This is a genomic window from Pseudomonas sp. LBUM1672 (assembly GCF_059695655.1).
On record NZ_CP166781.1, the window covers coordinates 4,167,263 to 4,186,345 of the forward strand.

At 57.2% G+C, this 19,083-nt stretch carries 16 protein-coding genes, 2 tRNA genes and 4 pseudogenes; 12 read left to right on the forward strand and 10 right to left on the reverse strand.

All coding sequences use genetic code 11. The features are described 5' to 3' along the window. Positions 1-25: 25 nt before the first annotated feature. Together ACA053_RS19035 and gltX are read right to left on the reverse strand one after the other, a co-directional pair. Positions 26-101: transfer RNA gene (locus ACA053_RS19035), tRNA-Ala, on the reverse strand. A 189-nt stretch (positions 102-290) separates the two neighbouring features. Further along, the gene (gene gltX, locus ACA053_RS19040; protein ID WP_109633228.1) at positions 291-1,772 is read right to left on the reverse strand and encodes a glutamate--tRNA ligase; all 1,482 of its coding nucleotides are present in this window, start codon (positions 1,770-1,772) and stop codon (positions 291-293) included. 220 nt (positions 1,773-1,992) lie between these two features. On the opposite strand from gltX, the gene ACA053_RS19045 reads away from it, so the two are divergent. Continuing rightward, positions 1,993-3,042: an HlyD family secretion protein gene (locus ACA053_RS19045; protein WP_497312509.1), complete on the forward strand. Its 1,050-nt coding sequence runs from the start codon at positions 1,993-1,995 to the stop codon at positions 3,040-3,042. Further along, a complete protein-coding gene (locus ACA053_RS19050; protein ID WP_497393397.1) occupies positions 3,032-4,582 on the forward strand; it encodes an MDR family MFS transporter in 1,551 nt (516 codons plus the stop codon). Before ACA053_RS19045 ends, ACA053_RS19050 begins: the two co-directional genes overlap by 11 nt. Before the next feature lie 130 nt (positions 4,583-4,712). On the opposite strand, the gene uvrB is transcribed toward ACA053_RS19050, so the two are convergent. Next, positions 4,713-6,728, reverse strand: coding sequence for an excinuclease ABC subunit UvrB (gene uvrB / locus ACA053_RS19055; RefSeq protein WP_109633233.1), 2,016 nt, complete (start codon positions 6,726-6,728; stop codon positions 4,713-4,715). 351 nt (positions 6,729-7,079) lie between these two features. On the opposite strand from uvrB, the gene ACA053_RS19060 reads away from it, so the two are divergent. Next, complete coding sequence (locus ACA053_RS19060; RefSeq protein ID WP_497393399.1) at positions 7,080-8,276, forward strand: amino acid aminotransferase; 1,197 nt, start codon at positions 7,080-7,082, stop codon at positions 8,274-8,276. Between the two features lie 238 nt (positions 8,277-8,514). Beyond that, positions 8,515-8,724: a hypothetical protein gene (locus tag ACA053_RS19065; RefSeq protein ID WP_109633239.1), complete on the forward strand. Its 210-nt coding sequence runs from the start codon at positions 8,515-8,517 to the stop codon at positions 8,722-8,724. On the opposite strand, the gene ACA053_RS19070 is transcribed toward ACA053_RS19065, so the two are convergent. After that, positions 8,721-8,951 carry a hypothetical protein gene (locus ACA053_RS19070; RefSeq protein WP_109633241.1) on the reverse strand — a complete coding sequence of 77 codons (231 nt, stop codon included), beginning with the start codon at positions 8,949-8,951 and terminating at the stop codon, positions 8,721-8,723. The genes ACA053_RS19065 and ACA053_RS19070 overlap by 4 nt on opposite strands. Before the next feature lie 227 nt (positions 8,952-9,178). On the opposite strand from ACA053_RS19070, the gene ACA053_RS19075 reads away from it, so the two are divergent. The 8 genes and pseudogenes from ACA053_RS19075 to ACA053_RS19110 form a co-directional block, all read left to right on the forward strand. Then, positions 9,179-9,254: transfer RNA gene (locus ACA053_RS19075), tRNA-Asn, on the forward strand. 163 nt (positions 9,255-9,417) lie between these two features. After that, positions 9,418-10,739, forward strand: a pseudogene (locus tag ACA053_RS19080) (tyrosine-type recombinase/integrase). A gap of 914 nt (positions 10,740-11,653) precedes the next feature. After that, positions 11,654-11,996: pseudogene (locus ACA053_RS19085) on the forward strand (integrase domain-containing protein); the annotation flags it as partial. A 218-nt stretch (positions 11,997-12,214) separates the two neighbouring features. Then, a complete protein-coding gene (locus ACA053_RS19090; RefSeq protein ID WP_014860758.1) occupies positions 12,215-12,547 on the forward strand; it encodes a carboxymuconolactone decarboxylase family protein in 333 nt (110 codons plus the stop codon). Positions 12,548-12,591: 44 nt separating this feature from the next. Further along, positions 12,592-13,698 carry an alkene reductase gene (locus ACA053_RS19095; RefSeq protein ID WP_457290496.1) on the forward strand — a complete coding sequence of 369 codons (1,107 nt, stop codon included), beginning with the start codon at positions 12,592-12,594 and terminating at the stop codon, positions 13,696-13,698. A gap of 48 nt (positions 13,699-13,746) precedes the next feature. Further along, positions 13,747-13,965, forward strand: coding sequence for a tautomerase family protein (locus tag ACA053_RS19100; RefSeq protein ID WP_071550870.1), 219 nt, complete (start codon positions 13,747-13,749; stop codon positions 13,963-13,965). Between the two features lie 166 nt (positions 13,966-14,131). Continuing rightward, positions 14,132-14,534, forward strand: a pseudogene (locus tag ACA053_RS19105) (NAD(P)H-dependent oxidoreductase); the annotation flags it as partial. Positions 14,535-14,547: 13 nt separating this feature from the next. Then, positions 14,548-14,832, forward strand: a pseudogene (locus ACA053_RS19110) (glutathione-regulated potassium-efflux system protein KefC); the annotation flags it as partial. A 14-nt stretch (positions 14,833-14,846) separates the two neighbouring features. Here the strand turns inward: ACA053_RS19110 and ACA053_RS19115 are convergent. The 6 genes from ACA053_RS19115 to ACA053_RS19140 form a co-directional block, all read right to left on the reverse strand. Continuing rightward, a complete protein-coding gene (locus ACA053_RS19115) occupies positions 14,847-15,176 on the reverse strand; it encodes a thioredoxin family protein (protein ID WP_497312517.1) in 330 nt (109 codons plus the stop codon). A gap of 63 nt (positions 15,177-15,239) precedes the next feature. Continuing rightward, a complete protein-coding gene (locus tag ACA053_RS19120) occupies positions 15,240-15,938 on the reverse strand; it encodes a DsbA family oxidoreductase (protein WP_497312519.1) in 699 nt (232 codons plus the stop codon). A 23-nt stretch (positions 15,939-15,961) separates the two neighbouring features. Continuing rightward, positions 15,962-16,525 carry a TetR/AcrR family transcriptional regulator gene (locus tag ACA053_RS19125; protein ID WP_497393400.1) on the reverse strand — a complete coding sequence of 188 codons (564 nt, stop codon included), beginning with the start codon at positions 16,523-16,525 and terminating at the stop codon, positions 15,962-15,964. 105 nt (positions 16,526-16,630) lie between these two features. Then, positions 16,631-17,404: an SDR family NAD(P)-dependent oxidoreductase gene (locus tag ACA053_RS19130; RefSeq protein WP_071550874.1), complete on the reverse strand. Its 774-nt coding sequence runs from the start codon at positions 17,402-17,404 to the stop codon at positions 16,631-16,633. Between the two features lie 98 nt (positions 17,405-17,502). Continuing rightward, complete coding sequence (locus ACA053_RS19135; protein ID WP_104910643.1) at positions 17,503-18,057, reverse strand: OsmC family protein; 555 nt, start codon at positions 18,055-18,057, stop codon at positions 17,503-17,505. Between the two features lie 396 nt (positions 18,058-18,453). Continuing rightward, entirely contained in the window at positions 18,454-19,029 is a 576-nt protein-coding gene (locus tag ACA053_RS19140) for a TetR/AcrR family transcriptional regulator (RefSeq protein ID WP_497393401.1), read from the reverse strand. Positions 19,030-19,083 lie beyond the last annotated feature (54 nt).

Consider the following 19,083-nt stretch of genomic DNA (forward strand, 5'->3'; position numbering starts at 1 on the left):
TGTGGCCAGACCTTGAAGTGTAAATTGGTGGAGCTAGACGGGATCGAACCGTCGACCTCTTGCATGCCATGCAAGCGCTCTCCCAGCTGAGCTATAGCCCCTCATCGCTGAGGACGGGGCGAATCTTAATGGCGCTTCGGAAAGCTGTCAAACTTATTTTTAAAATATTTCAAAGTTTTTTGCCGACATAACAATCACTTACCGCCCTCCCCCCGGAAAAACGGGGGGAGCACCGAAGATCACGATCAAATGATCGCAACCTCCGGCAGGTCCTACAGGGTCAAACGTCCTCAGGCGATGTTGCCCAGGAGTTTTTCCCACTCCTTGTTTTCCTTCTTCGACACACCGCCCAGCAGGTCGATGGCCTGGCGCAGACGGAAACGGGTCAGGTCCGGACCGAGGATTTCCATCGCATCGAGCACCGACACCGAACTGGCCTGGCCAGTGATCGCGGCGAACATCAGCGGCATGGCGTCACGCAGCTTCAGCTCGAGGGATTCGACCACCGCCTGAATCGTCGCGGTGATGCTGTCCTTCTCCCACTGACGCAGGCTTTCCAGCTTCCACAGAATCAGTTGCATCAGCTGACGCACCTGGTCGCCCGAGAGCTTCTTCGATTCGAACAGCTTGGCGTCCGGGTTCACGCCACCGGCGAAGAAGAAACCAGCCAGCGGTGCAACCTGGCTGAAGGTCTCGACGCGGCCTTGTACGTGCGGCGCGATCTTCATCATGTATTCAGGGTTAAGTGCCCAGGTTTGCAGGCGCGAAGCGAACTCTTCCACCGGCAAATCACGCAGCCATTGTCCGTTGAGCCACGACAGCTTCTCGATGTCGAAAATTGGCCCACCGAGGGACACACGGCTCAGGTCGAAGTGATCGACCATTTCCTGCAGCGAGAACTTCTCGCGCTCGTCCGGCATCGACCAGCCCATGCGGCCGAGGTAGTTGAGCATCGCTTCCGGCATGAAGCCCATGCGCTCGTAGAACGTCACCGAGGTCGGGTTCTTGCGCTTGGACAGCTTGCTCTTGTCCGGGTTACGCAACAGCGGCATGTAGCACAGCTCCGGTTGTTCCCAGCCGAAGTACTCATAAAGCAGGATCAGTTTCGGTGCCGACGGCAGCCACTCTTCACCGCGCAGTACGTGGGTGATGCCCATCAAGTGGTCATCGACCACGTTGGCCAGGAAGTAGGTCGGCAGGCCATCGGTCTTCATCAACACTTGCATGTCCATGCGATCCCACGGGATCTCGACATCGCCACGCAGCATGTCCGGCACCACGCAAACACCTTCGCTCGGCACCTTCATGCGGATTACGTGAGGTTCGCCGGCGGCCAGGCGGCGCGCGACTTCTTCTTTGGACAGCAACAGCGCACGGCCGTCGTAACGCGGGGTTTCGCCACGAGCCATTTGCTCGGCGCGCATCTGGTCAAGCTCTTCGGCGGTGCAGAAGCACGGGAAAGCGTGGCCCATTTCGACCAGTTGCTGGCAGTACTTCTGATAGATGTCGCCGCGCTCGCTTTGACGATACGGACCATGCGGGCCACCAACGTCCGGGCCTTCGCTCCAGTCGATGCCCAACCAGCGCAAGGCGTCGAAAATCTGCTGCTCGGACTCGCGGGTCGAGCGCAACTGATCGGTGTCTTCGATCCGCAGGATGAACTCACCGCCATGCTGCTTGGCAAAGCAATAGTTGAACAAAGCGATGTAAGCGGTACCTACGTGGGGGTCCCCGGTAGGCGATGGCGCGATGCGCGTGCGGACGGTGGTCATGGCAAGTCTCGAAATGAAGATAAAACAAAGGGCGAATGGTAACAGGCGATACCCGCCCGGCTCCAGTCAGCAGGGCATTTAAGCCAACGTTGCGTCTACAACGGGCCTGAGCCGCGATGAATGATCGATTATCAACCGATGGCATTTACCCACTATCGACTGTATGCCAGATTCAGCTGCTGATAACTTTCCTTACAATTTCTCGACTACAGCTTGCCCCATGCCTGCCCAACTCAAGCGTCGCCTGTTCATTTTCCTGCTGATCGTCCTGCTGATTGCCGGGGGCTTTTTTGCCCAGTGGTTCTTCAAGGGGCGGTTTTATGAGAGCACCGACAACGCCTACGTGCAGGGCGAGATCACCCGTGTCTCCAGCCAATTGGGCGCGCGCATCGATCAAGTGCTGGTGCAGGACAACCAGCACGTCGAAAAAGGCCAGTTGCTGATCAAGCTCGAAGGCGATGACTTCCAGCTCGCCGTCGACCGCGCCAACGCCACCCTCGCCACCCGCCAGGCTGAACGGCTGCAAGCCCAGAGCAAACTGACCCAGCAAGCCAGCCTGATTGCCGCCAGTGACGCGCAAGTCGCCTCTAGCCAGGCCAGCCTGGGGCGTTCACAAATCGACTTGTCCCGCGCGCAAACCCTGCGCAAACCCGGTTACGTGTCGGAAGAACGGGTGACCACCCTTTCCGCCGACAACCACATCGCCCGCTCGCAAGTGACCAAGGCCCAGGCCGACGCGCAAAGTCAGCGCCAGCAAGTCAATTCCTTGAGCGCCGAGATCAAGCGACTCGATGCCATGATCGCGAATGCCAAGACCGACCTCGCCCAGGCCGAACTGAACCTGACCCGCAGCGAAATCCACGCGCCCATCAGCGGTTTGATCGGCCAGCGCGCCGCTCGCGAAGGCCAATTCGTGCAGGCCGGCGCTTACCTGCTGTCGATCGTCCCGGATCAGGACATCTGGATTCAGGCCAACTTCAAGGAAACCCAGATCGGTCACATGCAGCCCGGCCAGAAAGCCAAATTGACCTTTGACGCCTACAGCGACACGCCAATCGATGCGCGGGTCGACAGCCTGTTCGCCGCCTCGGGCGCACAATTCAGCCTGTTGCCGCCGGACAATGCCACGGGCAACTTTACAAAAGTCGTACAACGGATTCCGGTGAAACTGACCTTCGCCGCGGACAACCCGCTGCACGGCAAGATTCGCCCGGGCATGTCGGTCACCGCCAAAGTGAACATCAAAGACGCCCCTGACGATGGCCGGTGACCAACTGATCCGCCCGGTCGGCGAGCCGACCCGGCGGGACTGGATTGCGGTGATGAGCGTGATGCTCGGCGCCTTCATGGCGGTGCTGGATATCCAGATCACCAACTCGTCGCTCAAGGACATTCAAGGCGCATTGTCGGCGACGCTGGAAGAAGGCTCGTGGATTTCCACCTCCTATCTGGTCGCGGAAATCATCATGATCCCGCTAACCGCGTGGCTGGTGCAGCTGCTGTCGGCGCGACGCCTGGCGGTCTGGGTTTCATTGGGATTTCTCGCCGCCTCCCTGCTTTGCTCCATGGCCTGGAGCCTGGAGAGCATGATCATCTTTCGGGCGCTGCAGGGCTTCACCGGCGGCGCGCTGATCCCGCTGGCGTTCACCCTCACCCTGATCAAACTCCCGGAACACCACCGCGCCAAAGGCATGGCGATGTTTGCCATGACCGCGACGTTCGCGCCCTCCATCGGCCCGACGCTGGGCGGCTGGCTGACGGAAAACTGGGGCTGGGAATACATTTTCTACATCAACATACCGCCGGGCCTGATCATGATCGCCGGCCTGATGTACGGCCTGGAGAAGAAAGAAGCGCACTGGGAACTGCTCAAAAGCACCGACTACATGGGCATTCTCACGCTCGGCGTCGGTCTCGGTTGCTTGCAGGTGTTCCTGGAGGAAGGCCATCGCAAGGACTGGCTCGAGTCGAACCTGATCGTGACCCTGGGCAGCATCGCGCTGGTCAGCCTGATCACCTTTGTGATCGTGCAGTTTTCCAAGCTCAATCCGTTGATCAACCTCAGCATCCTGGGTAATCGCAACTTTGGTTTATCGAGTATTTCCAGCCTCGGGATGGGCGTCGGCTTGTACGGCTCGATCTTCCTGTTGCCGCTGTATCTGGCGCAGATCCAGAACTACAACGCTTTGCAGATCGGCGAAGTGATCATGTGGATGGGCGTGCCGCAGCTGTTTCTGATTCCGCTGGTGCCGAAGCTGATGAAGTACGTGTCGCCGAAATGGCTATGCACGCTGGGCTTCGGCCTGTTCGGGTTGGCGAGTTTTTCGTCAGGGGTGCTGAACCCGGACTTTGCCGGGCCGCAGTTCAATCAGATCCAGATCATCCGGGCGCTTGGCCAGCCGTTGATCATGGTGACCATCTCGCTGATCGCCACCGCTTACATCCTGCCGCAGGATGCGGGGTCGGCGTCGAGCCTGTTCAACATCCTGCGCAACCTCGGCGGCGCGATTGGCATCGCCCTCCTCGCCACATTGCTGGATGCGCGGACCAAGACCTATTTTGATTATCTGCGTGAATCCATCGTGCCGAGCAATCCGCAGGTGGCGGAGCGGATGGCGTTAATGACGGACCGGTTTGGCAGTGAGACGGCGGCGCTGGGCAAACTGAGCGAGATTGCGCATCAGCAGGCGTCGATCATGGCGTACAACGATGCGTTTCACTTTGTCGGGATTGCATTGGGGATCAGCATGCTGGCGGTGTTGTTGACCAAGGCGTTGCCGGCGGGGCTCAAAGCTGGGGAGGCGCATTAAGACCGAGGCGTCCCAATCGCGAGCAGGCTCGCTCCCACAGGGTTCTCTGATGTTCACATAACAGTGAACACACAGAAGTCCAATGTGGGAGCGAGCCTGCTCGCGATGAGGCCAGCAAATTCAGCGGAAATCAGACAGTGATCAACCGATCCCGCAACTTGCCAATCTCATCGCGCATCTGCGCCGCCGCCTCAAACTCCAGATCCCGCGCCAACGCGTACATCTTCTCTTCCAGGGCTTTAATGCGCTTGGCGATCTCGCCCGGTGAGCGCAATTCGGCCTCGTACTTGGCGCTCTCTTCGGCGGCCTTGGCCATGCCTTTGCGCTTCTTGCTGCGCGAACCCGGTACGGTGGCGCCTTCCATGATGTCGGCCACGTCCTTGAACACCCCTTTGGGCGTGATGCCATTGGCCAGGTTGAAGGCGATCTGCTTGTCGCGACGACGCTCGGTTTCGCCGATCGCCCGCTCCATGGAACCGGTGATGCGATCCGCATAGAGAATCGCCCGGCCATTGAGATTTCGCGCCGCCCGGCCGATGGTCTGGATCAGCGAACGCTCGGAACGCAGGAAGCCTTCCTTGTCCGCATCGAGGATCGCCACCAGCGAGACTTCCGGCATGTCCAGGCCTTCGCGCAGCAGGTTGATCCCCACCAGCACATCGAAGGTGCCCAGACGCAAATCGCGGATGATTTCGACTCGTTCCACGGTGTCGATGTCCGAGTGCAAGTAGCGCACGCGCACGCCGTGGTCGGCCAGGTAATCGGTCAAGTCTTCGGACATGCGCTTGGTCAGCGTGGTGACCAGCACCCGCTCTTCCAGCGCCACGCGCTTGCCGATTTCCGAGAGCAAATCGTCGACCTGGGTCAGCGCCGGGCGGATTTCGATTTGCGGGTCCACCAGGCCGGTGGGGCGCACCAGTTGCTCGACCACGCGACCGGCGTGTTCCGCTTCGTAATTGCCCGGCGTGGCCGAGACGAAAATCGTCTGCGGGCTGATGCCTTCGAATTCGTCGAAACGCATCGGCCGGTTGTCCAGCGCTGACGGCAGGCGGAAGCCATATTCCACCAGCGTCTCTTTACGGGAACGGTCGCCTTTATACATGGCGCCGACCTGCGGCACGCTGACGTGGGATTCGTCGATCACCAGCAAGGCGTCGGCCGGCAGGTAGTCGAACAGTGTCGGTGGCGCCTGGCCGGACTCACGGCCCGACAGGTAGCGCGAGTAGTTTTCGATGCCGTTGCAGTAACCCAGCTCGAGGATCATCTCCAGGTCGAAACGGGTGCGCTGTTCCAGGCGCTGGGCTTCAACGAGTTTATTGTTGGAACGCAGGTAATCCAGGCGCTCCTGCAATTCGACTTTAATTCCTTCGACGGCACCCAGCAGGGTTTCCCGTGGCGTCACGTAGTGGCTTTTCGGATAGAAGGTGAACCGCGGCAGCTTTCGGATCACTTCGCCGGTCAGCGGATCGAAGGCCGACAGGCTCTCGACTTCGTCATCGAACAACTCGATGCGGATCGCTTCGAAATCGGATTCCGCCGGGTGGATATCGATCACATCGCCGCGCACCCGGAAGGTCGCCCGGGCGAACTCCATGTCGTTGCGGGTGTATTGCAGATCTGCGAGACGGCGCAGCAACGCGCGCTGATCGAGCTTGTCGCCGCGATCCACGTGCAACACCATCTTCAGATAGGTTTCCGGACTGCCCAGGCCGTAGATACAAGACACCGTGGTGACGATGATCGCGTCTTTTCGCTCCAGCAGCGCTTTCGTCGCGGACAGTCGCATCTGTTCGATGTGGTCGTTGATCGAGGCGTCTTTCTCGATGAAGGTGTCCGATGACGGCACGTACGCTTCGGGCTGGTAGTAGTCGTAGTAGGAAACGAAGTATTCGACGGCGTTGTTCGGGAAGAACGCCTTGAACTCGCCATACAACTGCGCAGCCAGAGTCTTGTTCGGCGCCAGCACCAGGGTCGGACGCTGCACTTGGGCGATCACGTTGGCGATGCTGAAGGTCTTGCCCGAGCCGGTCACACCGAGCAACGTCTGGTGCGCCAGCCCGGCTTCGATGCCCTCGACCATCAGGCGGATGGCTTCCGGCTGATCGCCGGCGGGCTCGAAGCGGGTGACTAGCTGGAATTCAGACATGCATACCTCTCGATTCTCGAAGCAGGGTATCGCGCCAGCGCGGTCAAACCGGCAGCAACGAGATAGGCCGCAAACGACTCACGTCGCCCGAGGAAAAAACTGGATTGTGCTCAATGTGGTGCCGATTGCCTGCGCTTTCAAGGCAAACGTCCTACATCCCTTGAAGTCTTTGATGCCGACATTCGACTAACGGTCGAAAAATAATCGCAAAAACTTAACCTAAAAGCCGAATCGTCTGTCGCCATCAATCGCAGATGGCCTCTATACTAGCTCCCCGTTTGTGCACCGCTCTAGTGCATTCGGCTGGAGCGCGACACGTCCCTCCACTCTCCATTCAGAGCCGCCGCAAAAATGAGCCTGTTCTCCGCTGTCGAAATGGCACCACGCGATCCAATCCTGGGCCTCAACGAAGCATTCAACGCCGATCCACGTACCACCAAGGTCAACTTGGGGGTCGGTGTTTACTGCAACGAGGAGGGGCGAATTCCACTCCTGCGCGCCGTTGTCGAAGCCGAGACGATTCGCGTCGCTCAACACGCGTCCCGTGGCTACTTGCCAATCGACGGCATCGCCGCCTACGACCAGGCTGTGCAGAAACTGCTGTTCGGCAATGACTCGCCACTGATCGCCGCTGGCCGCGTCATCACCACCCAGGCCGTTGGTGGCACGGGCGCCCTGAAAATCGGTGCAGACTTCCTCAAGCAACTGCTGCCGAACGCTGTCGTGGCGATCAGCGATCCGAGCTGGGAAAACCACCGCGCCCTGTTCGAAACCGCCGGTTTCCCGGTGCAGAACTACCGCTACTACGACGCCGCGACCCACGACGTTAACCGTGCCGGCCTGCTCGAAGACTTGAACGCCCTGCCGTCCGGCTCGATCGTTGTGCTGCACGCCTGCTGCCACAACCCGACCGGCGTGGACCTGAGCCCGGCGGACTGGAAAAACGTCCTGGACGTGGTGAAAGCCAAAGGTCACGTACCGTTCCTCGACATGGCCTACCAGGGTTTTGGCGATGGCATCGACGAAGACGCCGCTGCCGTGCGTCTGTTCGCTGAGTCGGGCCTGACCTTCTTCGTCTCCAGCTCGTTCTCCAAATCCTTCTCGCTGTACGGCGAGCGCGTTGGCGCCCTGTCGATCGTCAGCGAATCGAAAGAAGAAAGCGCGCGCGTGCTGTCGCAAGTCAAACGCGTGATCCGCACCAACTACTCCAACCCGCCGACCCACGGTGCAAGCATCGTCGCGGCAGTGCTGAACAGCCCGGAACTGCGCGCCCAGTGGGAAGAAGAACTGGCGGAAATGCGCCTGCGGATTCGCGGCATGCGCACCCAGATGGTCGACCTGCTGGCGAAAAACGCGCCACAGCGTGATTTCAGCTTCGTCGGTCGCCAGCGCGGCATGTTCTCCTACTCCGGCCTGACGGTTGAACAAGTCACCCGTCTGCGCAGCGAGTTCGGCATCTACGCCCTGGACACCGGCCGCATCTGCGTGGCGGCGCTGAACCAGAGCAACATTGATGCGGTGACCAAGGCCATCGTTGCGGTGATCTGAGTCGTTGCGTGATACGAAAAACGGGAAGCCATTTGGCTTCCCGTTTTTTTTTGATTGCAGATAATTCTCAAAGCAACGACTGACCGCTCTAGACTGCACACATATCAAAATGTGGGAGCGGGCTTGCTCGCGAAGGCGGCGGTACATTCAGTACTTATTCAAGCTGACCCACCGCATTCGCGAGCAAGCCCGCTCCCACAGGTTTTGTGAACACCCGAGAATTCTGACGAGAACCCACATGAAAAACGATGACCTGCGCGCCGAGCGCGATGACCTGGACGACTTGAATGACTTCACTCCCCGCGTCCCGGCCAAACGCAGCAATAACCTGGTACTGCAAGTGGCCGCTGGCGTATTTCTCGGCGGCCTGGCCTTGTGGCTGGTGCAACTGGCCGCCACGATGCTGTACGCCAAGCTGATGCTCGCCACGGTGACCTTCGGCGGTTAAGCCAGTTCGGTCGCACGCTGACTGGCGGCGTCGTCATAGGCGACGTAGAGCGATTCGGCGACCTGACTCTTGATGGCTTTGGCGCTTTCCAGACCGAGGACGAAGCCTTCAGCCTTGCCGCCCGCGCGGTTCAGATCGTCAGCGGTGCCGGCCTGAGTGATCGCGTCAAACAGCTTTTCGGCATGCGGGCCGACACCTTTGGGCAGGCTGATCTGAGCGATGCTCATGCGAACACCCCGTTGTCTTGAGGGGTGAGGATTGGGTGATTCATGGCGCGTACCTTTTCGGCGAATGGCCGGCAGCGCGTGTAACCACTTCCGGGCGGACATGGTAGACCCCTGAGGCGATTCTGGTAACCGTCCAAGGTCGATAAACCACCGTCCGTCTCGATGAATCCATCAAGTTGTTAACAGATGCTTGACTTCTCTTTTTGAATCAGTAACATACACGCCATTCCGCGATAGCTCAGTTGGTAGAGCAAGTGACTGTTAATCACTGGGTCCCTGGTTCGAGTCCAGGTCGTGGAGCCATACAAGGCTCCAGAGAAGGCTTTCAAAATCTCTGAAGCAACCGAAAAAACCCGCCTTTTTGGCGGGTTTTTTCGTTTTGGCGTTCTGTCGGGTTCCGGTAAGTACCAGCCATTTCAAGGGTGAGTTTGGGATAAAGATCAGTTCGATAAAAGGGAGTACCCTTATGTCGCGCACCACTGATCCACTCTCCGACGCCGCTTGCCGTTCGGCCAAGCCCGCAGACCGCGCCTACAAGCTTTTCGACGGCGACGGCCTTTACCTTCTAGTCCAACTCAATGGCCGCAAAGGCTGGCGTCTTAGATACGTCAAACCTGATGGCCGGGAAGGACTGACCTCATTCGGCAACTACCCCATCGTTGGCCTCGCCGATGCGCGCCGTAAGCGCTTGGAGGTCAAGCGAATGCTGGCGGATGGCATTGACCCCATAGGAGCCAAGACCCAAGCCAAGACGGACGCTCTGATCAAAGGCCGCACCTTTGAAAGCGTTGCTCTCGGCTGGCACACGGAAATGTCAGCCAAGTGGGCACCGGACTATTCCAAGACAGTGATGAGTCGCCTCAAAACTCACCTCTTCCCACTGATCGGCGCCCGCGCAATTGTCGACCTAGATACCCACGACCTTATGCGCCCCCTGGAAGCGATCAAAAAGCGCGGAACGATAGACATTGCATAAGGGTACATAACTACCTGCAGAGCATCATGCGCGAGGCAAAGCGCCTCCGGCTTATCACTGTAAACCCTGCTTACGACCTCGTAGGCTCGATCAAAGCCTTGCGAGTTGTCCACCGCCCCGTCTTATCCTTATCGCGCTTGCCTGAATTGCAGGAACGGATCGACACCTATAAAGGGCGCGCACTTACCCGGCTGACGGTCTTGCTGTCGCTGCACGTGTTTGTACGCTCCAGCGAGCTGCGCTTCGCCCGCTGGAGCGAGTTCGACCTCAAACGTGGCGTCTGGGAAATACCCGACATGCGACCAGCGTTGGAAGGCGTACCCTTTTCCACAAGGGGCACGAAGATGGCAGGCGATATCCATCTTGTACCCTTATCGCCGCAAGCGGTCGCCCTGCTCAAGCAGATCCACACCCTCACCGGCAAATTTGACTTAGTGTTCGCAGGCGATACCAAGTCTTGGAAACCGATGTCCGAAAACACGGTGAACAGCGCGCTTCGGAAGATGGCGTACGACACCAAAACCGAGATCTGCGGCCATGGCGTTCGTTCGATGGCCTGCAGCGCACTGATCGAGTCGGGTTTGTGGACGGACACAGCCATCGAGCGGCAGATGAGCCACAAGGAACGCAACAACGTCCGCGCCGCTTATATCCACAAGGCCGAGTTCATCGAGGAGCGCAGGCTGATCATGAACTGGTGGAGTCGCTACCTTGAGGCTAATCAGCAGAAGCATGTCAGCCCACGCGAATTCGCCAATCAGACGGGGGCGAATGTCACTCGACTAAAAGCAAAACGTGGCGCAACTGAGTAAGCGCTCGGCTCTCATACCTCAGTGATCCGCTTGTCCACGCGGGCCCATCCAAACAGGGCTGCAAAGCCGCCCTGCTTGGATGGACCTCACTTGAAAAATCTAAAAATCGGCGCAACCGTCTTATGGAAACCAATGATTTCCATAGACAGCTGATGTCATTCTCAGCCGCAGAATTCTCGAAAAATCGAGCCTTGACCCTAATTATCCACAGGCGTAGAAAAGATCGTGCAAACGCTGTCGTTGACAGCAACCCAGGTAGCCAGAACCTTTAAGGCTACGCCACACCGTGGTGGTTCTCCCAAAGTGCGATTAGCGTCCGGCGGCTCGCACGATCACAGCGATGTGATGGATGCCTACTTCTACCAGTGTGCCCACTGCAGCAACTCATCCCCCTTTCATAGCTGCCCTGCAGCAACCTATCCGCTTGGCCATTTTATTGCGCCAACCTGCGCCCGTCTCTTTCTCCCGGAAAGAGACGGGCGCTCCTACCGCTGCTGCAGCCCAACTTGTACAAGGCTTTGCGGCAATCCCCCGCGTGACAATCGGCGTGACAAACACCGAAAAGTCACCAGCAACAGCGATGCAGATGATGGTGCCGCAGCCCAAGGAATGGACTGCACCTGACTGACAGTCAGGCACGCCCCGGTCATCGCATCACTGCCTTCACCTGACTCAGGATCTCGCGGCGCCGGTCTCGTCAGCCAGCGCAGCCTCCGCCCGCCCACGTCTTCGGAAGTGTTCAGGAGGCCAGATCACGAGATGCCCAAGCTCCCGGTCGTAAAGAGCCGCCAGTCCCGCGTTAGTGGACAACCCTCACAGGTCGCAGAGGCCTTGATCCCTGATAACACTCAACATCCGTGGCGGGATGACGTGGGGAAAGCTTCAAGGATTTTGGCTTCGAGAGGAGTTGGAGCATGGCATTGGTCGGTAGACGGGATGGGCGCAATTTTGGCTATGGGCGACAACTGAGTTATGCCGGTCCGCAGGCATTGCGGGATCTGTTTGGCGGCGGGCATTACGGGACGGTCAAAGCACACAGTGATCGCTGGCAGGCGTTTGTGCGGTGGTGTCGGTCGGAGGATGGTCCCGGGTTTAACGATGCGCGGCAGATTGATCGACAGACCTTGCTGGACTACGCCGGACATCTGCGTCAGCAAGTTGAATAAGTGCGATATCGGCATCGCTACCGCGCAAAACCGGTTGTCCAGTGTGAATCGAACCATGACGGCGCTCCGCGACGATCAGTATGTGAGCGTCTCGACGATGCCTGACAGCAAGCGGTGCTGACAATCAACAGTCCAGTAATCGTCATCCCCATGAAGCGATTTTCTATTGTTCTGGACCAAACTATCAATACCTTCGATTGCGTTAATAGTGAAAATTATCACGAACACATTGTATGCCTACCAACTGGATGGTAGTTTTTTAGCAAGTTTTTAGATAACTGTAATTAACACCATCCCTGTGAGAATCCCATGCAAGATTGGAAGCAAACCCGCAAAGACATCAATACTCGTTTGGTAGAACTAAACGGCCTGTCTCCGGAAACAATGAAAGGCATGGCGGCGCTCGGCGCTGCCGGCGGCAAGACCAATCACCTGGACGCGAAGACCCGCGAACTGATTTCCCTCGCCGTGGCCGTGACCACCCGCTGCGACGGTTGCATCGCCTTCCACGCCGCCGAAGCCAAGAAACTTGGCGTCACCAGTGAAGAAGTCGCCGAAGCACTGGGCGTGGCAATCAACATGAACGCCGGTGCCGCGTTGGTGTACAGCACACATGTGCTGGACGCATTCGATAAGTCGTAAATCAAACGCTGACTTTCAACCTGTTAACGACTTCGAGACTAATCATGAATAAGCTGTTCACCCCTTACGATCTGTCCGGTACTGCGCTAAAAAACCGGGTCGTTATGGCCCCCATGACCCGCACCCGGACACTAGACAACATCCCTAACGAGTTCACCGCGCTGTATTACGCACAGCGTGCTTCTGCTGGTCTGCTGATCACCGAAGGCCTGCCGATTTCCGACGAAGCCCGTGGCTACCTGTACACCCCTGGTATTTATGCCGACGAACACTTGCCAGGCTGGCGTCAGGTCACCGACGCGGTGCATGCCAAGGGCGGGAAGATCTTCGCGCAGTTATGGCACGTTGGCCGTATGTCCCATATTTCGGTGCATGGCATGGTTCCGGTTTCTTCGGGTACTCAGCCGGCGGTCGATACCACGGTGTATGCCTGGATCGAGCCTGGTGAATCCGGCGCTGTGCAACCCAGCGTGCCCCGTTCGCTGGAAACGGAAGAAGTGAAACGTGTCATCGCTGACTTTGTGAAGTCTGCGCGTATGGCGATGGAGGCCGGTTTTGACGGTATCGAAATCATGGCTGCCAACGGGTTCCTGTTCGATCAGTTCCTCAGCAGCGCCTTGAACACCCGTACCGACCAGTACGGTGGCTCGATCGCCAATCGCCAGCGCTTTCTGCTGGAAACCATTGACGCGATTTCTGCCGAAATCGGCGGCTCGAAGATTGGCGTACGGTTCTCGCCGTTTGGCCGCCTGTATGACTTTGGTGTGTACGAAGGTGAAGCAGAAACCTGGATGAGCATGGCGGCAGCGCTTAATGAACGCGAACTGGCCTACGTCCACCTGAACTACCAACCGACCATCGTCGCCGCTGAAACGCCGCCGGGGTTCGGCGCCGCGTTCCGTGAAGTCTACAAGGGTACCTTGATGGCCGCCGGTGGGTTTAACCAAGCCCTCGCTGAGTCGGAACTGGTTAAAGGTGAACTCGACTTGATCGCCTTCGGTACGGCCTACATCGCCAACCCCGATTTGGTGGAGCGCATGCAGAACGGCTGGCCACTGGCAGAGGGTGATCGCGCGACTTACTACGGTGTCAGCGATCGCATTGCCAAGGGTTACACCGACTACCCGGAATACGTTGCAGCCAAAGCCTGATTATTCGCTGTTTCATCACTGTCCACTTCAGACGTTAAGGAGCACACCATGCCTCTCGTTACCATCAAAGGCATTGAAGGCGTTTTTACCGACAAGCAGAAAGCCGAAGTCATCCAGAAAGTGACGGACGCCATGGTGTCTGTAGAAGGTGAAAACATGCGCGCCCTCACCTGGGTCATCTTCGAAGAGGTCAAAAGCGGAGATTGGGGAATCGCTGGCGAACCCGTGACTGCGCAGGACATATTGAAACTGCAAGTAGGTAAATAAGGGTTCCATCCCCAAGAAGCGACTCTCTGGTCGGTGGGCATCTTTATGCCCAACGACCAGAGAGTTTTTTCGTTCTGAATGAACTCGCGATTTGTCGTGGAATGCTCACAATGATTCTGATCATTACGCTCACCCTTACCCCGACACATCCAAGGTTAGCGAGGTGATGCTCAGGCAAGCCTCCAATAACCCGGATGTGTTCATACGCTCCCTTTATGACCTGTACCCGGACTTCAACATCGAGGTCCAAGCCGAACAGCAATCCCTAGAACAGGCAGAGCTTCTGATCCTGCAACATCCGCTGTACTGGTACAGCTGCCGGCCGCTGCTGAAATTGTGGATCGATAAAGTCTTCACCCATGGGTGGGCCTATGGCAAAGGCGCCACCGCACTCAAAGGTAAGAGCTTGTTGTGGGCCGTGACCACCGGCGGCGAGCACGACCAGTTCGACATGGGTGACCACCCCCGAGTGTTCGGTGCTTACCCAACCCCTGCATGCGACCGCGACCTACTGCCAGATGCGCAGGCTGACGCCTGTGGCTGTCCACGGTGCTTTCAACGCTGCCCCTCGACCCTGCTTTCGCATTGTCCTTGGGCCGCAGGGCATTGGAGCAACTGGGCATTGGTCGCTACAAAGCCCGCGAACGAGCGGATCGATTCCGTCGCCTGAACCTGGAGATGCTGGAAGAAATGGCCGCGCAGCCTGTGGATGATACCGAGTTCAAGTATGACGCCTACAAACGGGCCAACGCGCTGTTAACGGAAATCTTCAACGAAGACCGCGCTCATCCCATCGATAACTGGTCCGGGGCAAATCCACACCCGAGGGATGAAAAAGAACGCCAGGCTGATCAGCCTGACCGCTGATGGAGGAGGTTCGGTTAAATCGCCTCTTCCAACTCCGCAAGAATGGCTTTTTTCATTGCTCCAACTGAACGGGATCCGGGCATGACCCGCAGCAGCCGCCCCTCATGGAACACCGCCAAGGATGGCACCGCCCGGATACCGTACATTTGCGCGATCGTCGGAGACACCGCCACATCAATCTTTGCAAAAGCCGCCAGGGAGTGAAGCTTTTCTTCCAAAGCATGAAAGACCGGCTTCATCTCCTGACAAGGCTTGCACCAGGACGCTGAAAACAGTACGACGCTGCTGCCTTTGGCCACAAAGCGGGCGAACTGCTGAGCACTCAACTCAACGATACGGCTCATTTGGATCTCGCTCTCAATATGGATGAAGGGCGGCACAACCCAGTGCCGCACCGCTTCTGCTGATCAAATTTTGCAGCCATCTATGCCGCAGACTTGACTGTTGAATGCGTCATCTTCGACTTTCGACTTCTCCTGCATCTTGTTCAGCGCTTCAAGAAAAGCAGCCTCAGGCTGAGCACCGGACAATGAGAAGGCATTATCGAATACAAACAAAGGCACGCCCGAACCTAGTTGCGCGGCGATATGTTCGTCTTCCTCCATCTCTTCGCGCAATTCAACGGATGACCACGCCCGTTGGATTAACACGTCCGAAACACCTACGGCCTTGGCTATGGCCTCCAGGCTGCCGCGATCAAACAGCGACTGACCATGGGAGGTGCTTTGCTCATATAGCGCCTCGACCAGGCGTTTTTTAACGGCTTCGTCCGCAACCGCCTTGACCAGTACATGGGCATCGGCAGTATCGCCAAACAGCATGCTGTCAAAGCGGTAATCAAGCCCATCGGCCTGGCCATATTTACTGACGGTGTTCATCATTGCGACAGCGGAATCCGGATTGCCGAGCTTGCGTTTAAGGGCAGCGATCATAGGCTCTGGCGCTTGATTCGCCGCCAGACGATAGGCCCTGACGTTGACTTGTACATTGTCTTTTTCAGCAAATTTATCGAGCGCCCGCTCGAATCGACGCTTGGCTACCCAGCACCAAGGGCAAACAAAATCAGACCAGATATCCACTGCATATTTTTTCGAAGAAGTTTGCATGACTCGTCCTGTACTCAAAGAAATCAAGACCGCGTTACCAGCGTTTCAAGCAAATGATCGAAGCCTGCCAACGGGTCGGTTGATCGGCCCAATGTCCAATCGATAAGGCTCGCGCCCTCCAGGCTGCTCAGCAGCATGAACGCGTAGGTCTCAACGGGTTTGTCCGGCGACCAGTTGCGCTGCCGGACCCCTGCATTGAGGGTGGCCTGAAGCCAATCGAGCTGGGTTTCAAAGAACGCCCGAGTGAGCGACAGCGGCAGTGCCGCCATTTCTGCCGCCAGGGCACCACACAAGGGCAGCAGCCCCTCGTTGGCGCTGATGATGAAAAGCCGGGCAAAACCACGAAGCCGCAGCAGCGGATCGACATGCGTTTCTTCGATCGAACTGAGGGTCGCATCGAAGCGTTTGATGTAGTCCTTGATCAACTCCGCGCCCAGGCTTTCCTTGGTCGGGAAGTGATGGTGAATACTGGCTTTTCTAATGCCGATCTGCGCCGCAAGATCGGTATAACTGAACGCGGAATAGCCCTTGGAGCGCATTTGGGTTTCCGCGACTCTCAACAGCGCTGCTTTTGTCGTGATCGACATTGAAGACTCCTGCGGCCAGCATTCAGCCTTCTTTCACTTGAACTGAGTGAAGGCGTGAAAGCTCCCGCGATGGGAGCTCTCATCAGACCGCGCTCGCCACTGTGGTCAGGCCCGAACAGCCATAATTCCAGCATCCACGTCCCAGATTGCGCCGGTCACCCAGGACGTCTTGTCCGACAGCAGGAACAGGATGGTGTTGGCGACGTCTTCGGGAACGCCGACTCGTCCCAACGGGTGGAAATCGTTCAGCGACTTCATCGCTTCCGGGATCGCCTCTTTGTCCATGAACCCTTCATAGATCGAGGTGTGAACGATCCCTGGCGAGACAGCGTTGACCCGAATACCCGAGTGAGCCAATTCGATTGCCAGGTTGCGTGTCAGCGCATGCAGACCTGCCTTTGCCATGGAGTAGGCAGAGGCCGGTGAACCTGCTAATGCGGCCTGCGCACCGATGGAGCCAACATTGACAATTGCCCCTTCGCGCTTGGCGGCCAGCATGTTCTTGACCACGGCCTGAGTGATGAAGAAGGTCGCGCGGTTCAGAGACAGGTACATGTCGTACTCGGCCTCATCGTGCTCGGTGAACGGCTTGGGAATAAAGATCCCGGCGGAGTTCACCATCAGGCTGATATCGCTATGGTTGGCATTGATTTCCTTGCGAACAAAATTCATGCCTTCTTCAGTCATCAGGTTGGCGACGATCACCGACACAGGGCCCAGCGGGCTCAGCTCATTACGCACCGCATCGGCCTTGTCTTGCTTGCTGCCGGTGAGCACCACGCTGCCGCCTGCCTTGAGCACCATGCGGGCCGTTTCCAAGCCCATGCCACTGGTGCCACCGACAACTAGCAGTTTTTTACCTTTGAAAAAATCATTCATTGCAGACTCCGGTTATCCAGATTTCGTAAGGGTCGGCACCAGGGCAGCTAGCCGCCTACCGGTGCACGCTAGGTTTGAATCTGTTTGAAACAGGCGAATCAGCCCTCACGCACTTCGAGGGTCGGCACCATACGGATAGCTTTCGAAAAGTTGGCGTAGTTGACAGAGGTTTTGAGCACCACGTTGTGCAGCTCCTCAACACGCTCACGGGAGGCGTCGGTATGCAGGCGAATCACTACACTCACTTCGTCGTAGCCCGGGTTGACGCTTTCGTCGATGCCCAGGAAGCCACGCAGGTCGAGGGTGCCGTCCGTTTCGATTTCCAGGCTGTGAATCTTGATACCCATCATCGCGGCGTTGGCGGCATAACCGACCGACATGCAGGCGTTGAGAGCGGCCATCAGCAGCTCTTGAGGGTTAGGCGCAGTGTTTTGGCCCAGCAATTCATTAGGCTCATCGGCGACGATTTCGAAATCCCGCGAATAGGTTTCACCGGCCAGACTGTAGCGATTGACTTTGGCCACAGAGCGAGTCTGGCCTTTCCACTGAGTCTTGACGTTGAAGCTCGCGTGGCGCTTGGTCGCATCCTCAGCAACGCCTTGGGCAAACTGCTGGAGTGCGGCGACATCGATACCATTCAGGTTGTTGCTCATGTGTTCGTTCCTCTTCGGATGGACCGGGCGTTTGGCCCGAAAGAGAAACAAGCCTACCAACTAGTAGGTTGTCGATCAATAAATTATTCTACTTATAACCAATCGCCAAAAAAACCAGCTCCGACAGAGTTTTCCTGAATAGGGATAACTCCGATATCAATGCAGTAATTTCTACTTAATCTTGTACTTCTGATCACACACCGAAAGTGTAGACATGGGTAGGTATCCGCAACCAAAATGCGAGACTAGACGTACGCTCGTCAGATTGAGTGCGCGCAAAAAGAATTCAGAGAGTGTGAGCTAAGCGGCTGAAACCACTTACGAGGAGGGAAAACGGACCGAGCCAGCGGGGGCAGAATCGGTCGATTTATGACGCAGAATAAAGCTGATCGAACCTCAGTGATGTGTTTCGGTAACCCGAAGTCCATCTAAAATGAAATCAAATCCAGAAGACTGTTCGTAATTGTCGCTCAGCGCCCAAGATACAAAGCTGCCACCTTCCAACGTATTCAAGATGAACCTGGCAACCTTCACGCCGTTCAGCTCAGCTTTGAGTTCCCCTGCCGCTTGGCCCAGTGCGATATTGGCCTGAAGCCAATTGAGATGGATTTCGAAAAAATCCCGCGTCAATTCCTTTAGGCTTTCAGGCAAAGCCAGCAATTCCGCCGCCAAGGCGCCGCAGAGCGGAAGCATCGCGTTTTTACTGCTTTGCGCGAACATCAAGGCGAATGCATTGAGCCGATCGATAATGCCGGTATTTTCATCATTGATGCATTCCAGCTGATTCTTGAACCGGAACAGATAACTCTCAACGATGGCAATCGCCAGAATTTCTTTGGTGGGAAAGTGGTGGTGAATACTCGCCTTCTTGATACCGATGTCTTCCGCCAGATCGGCATAGCTGAACGCTGCGTAACCCTTGGTACGCAACAGAATCTCAGCGCTGCTCAGGAGGTCGGAACGTGTACTCATGATGCCGTTTCCAAATTTATCAATGCGGCATCATAAATTAGTACTTCTTCATAA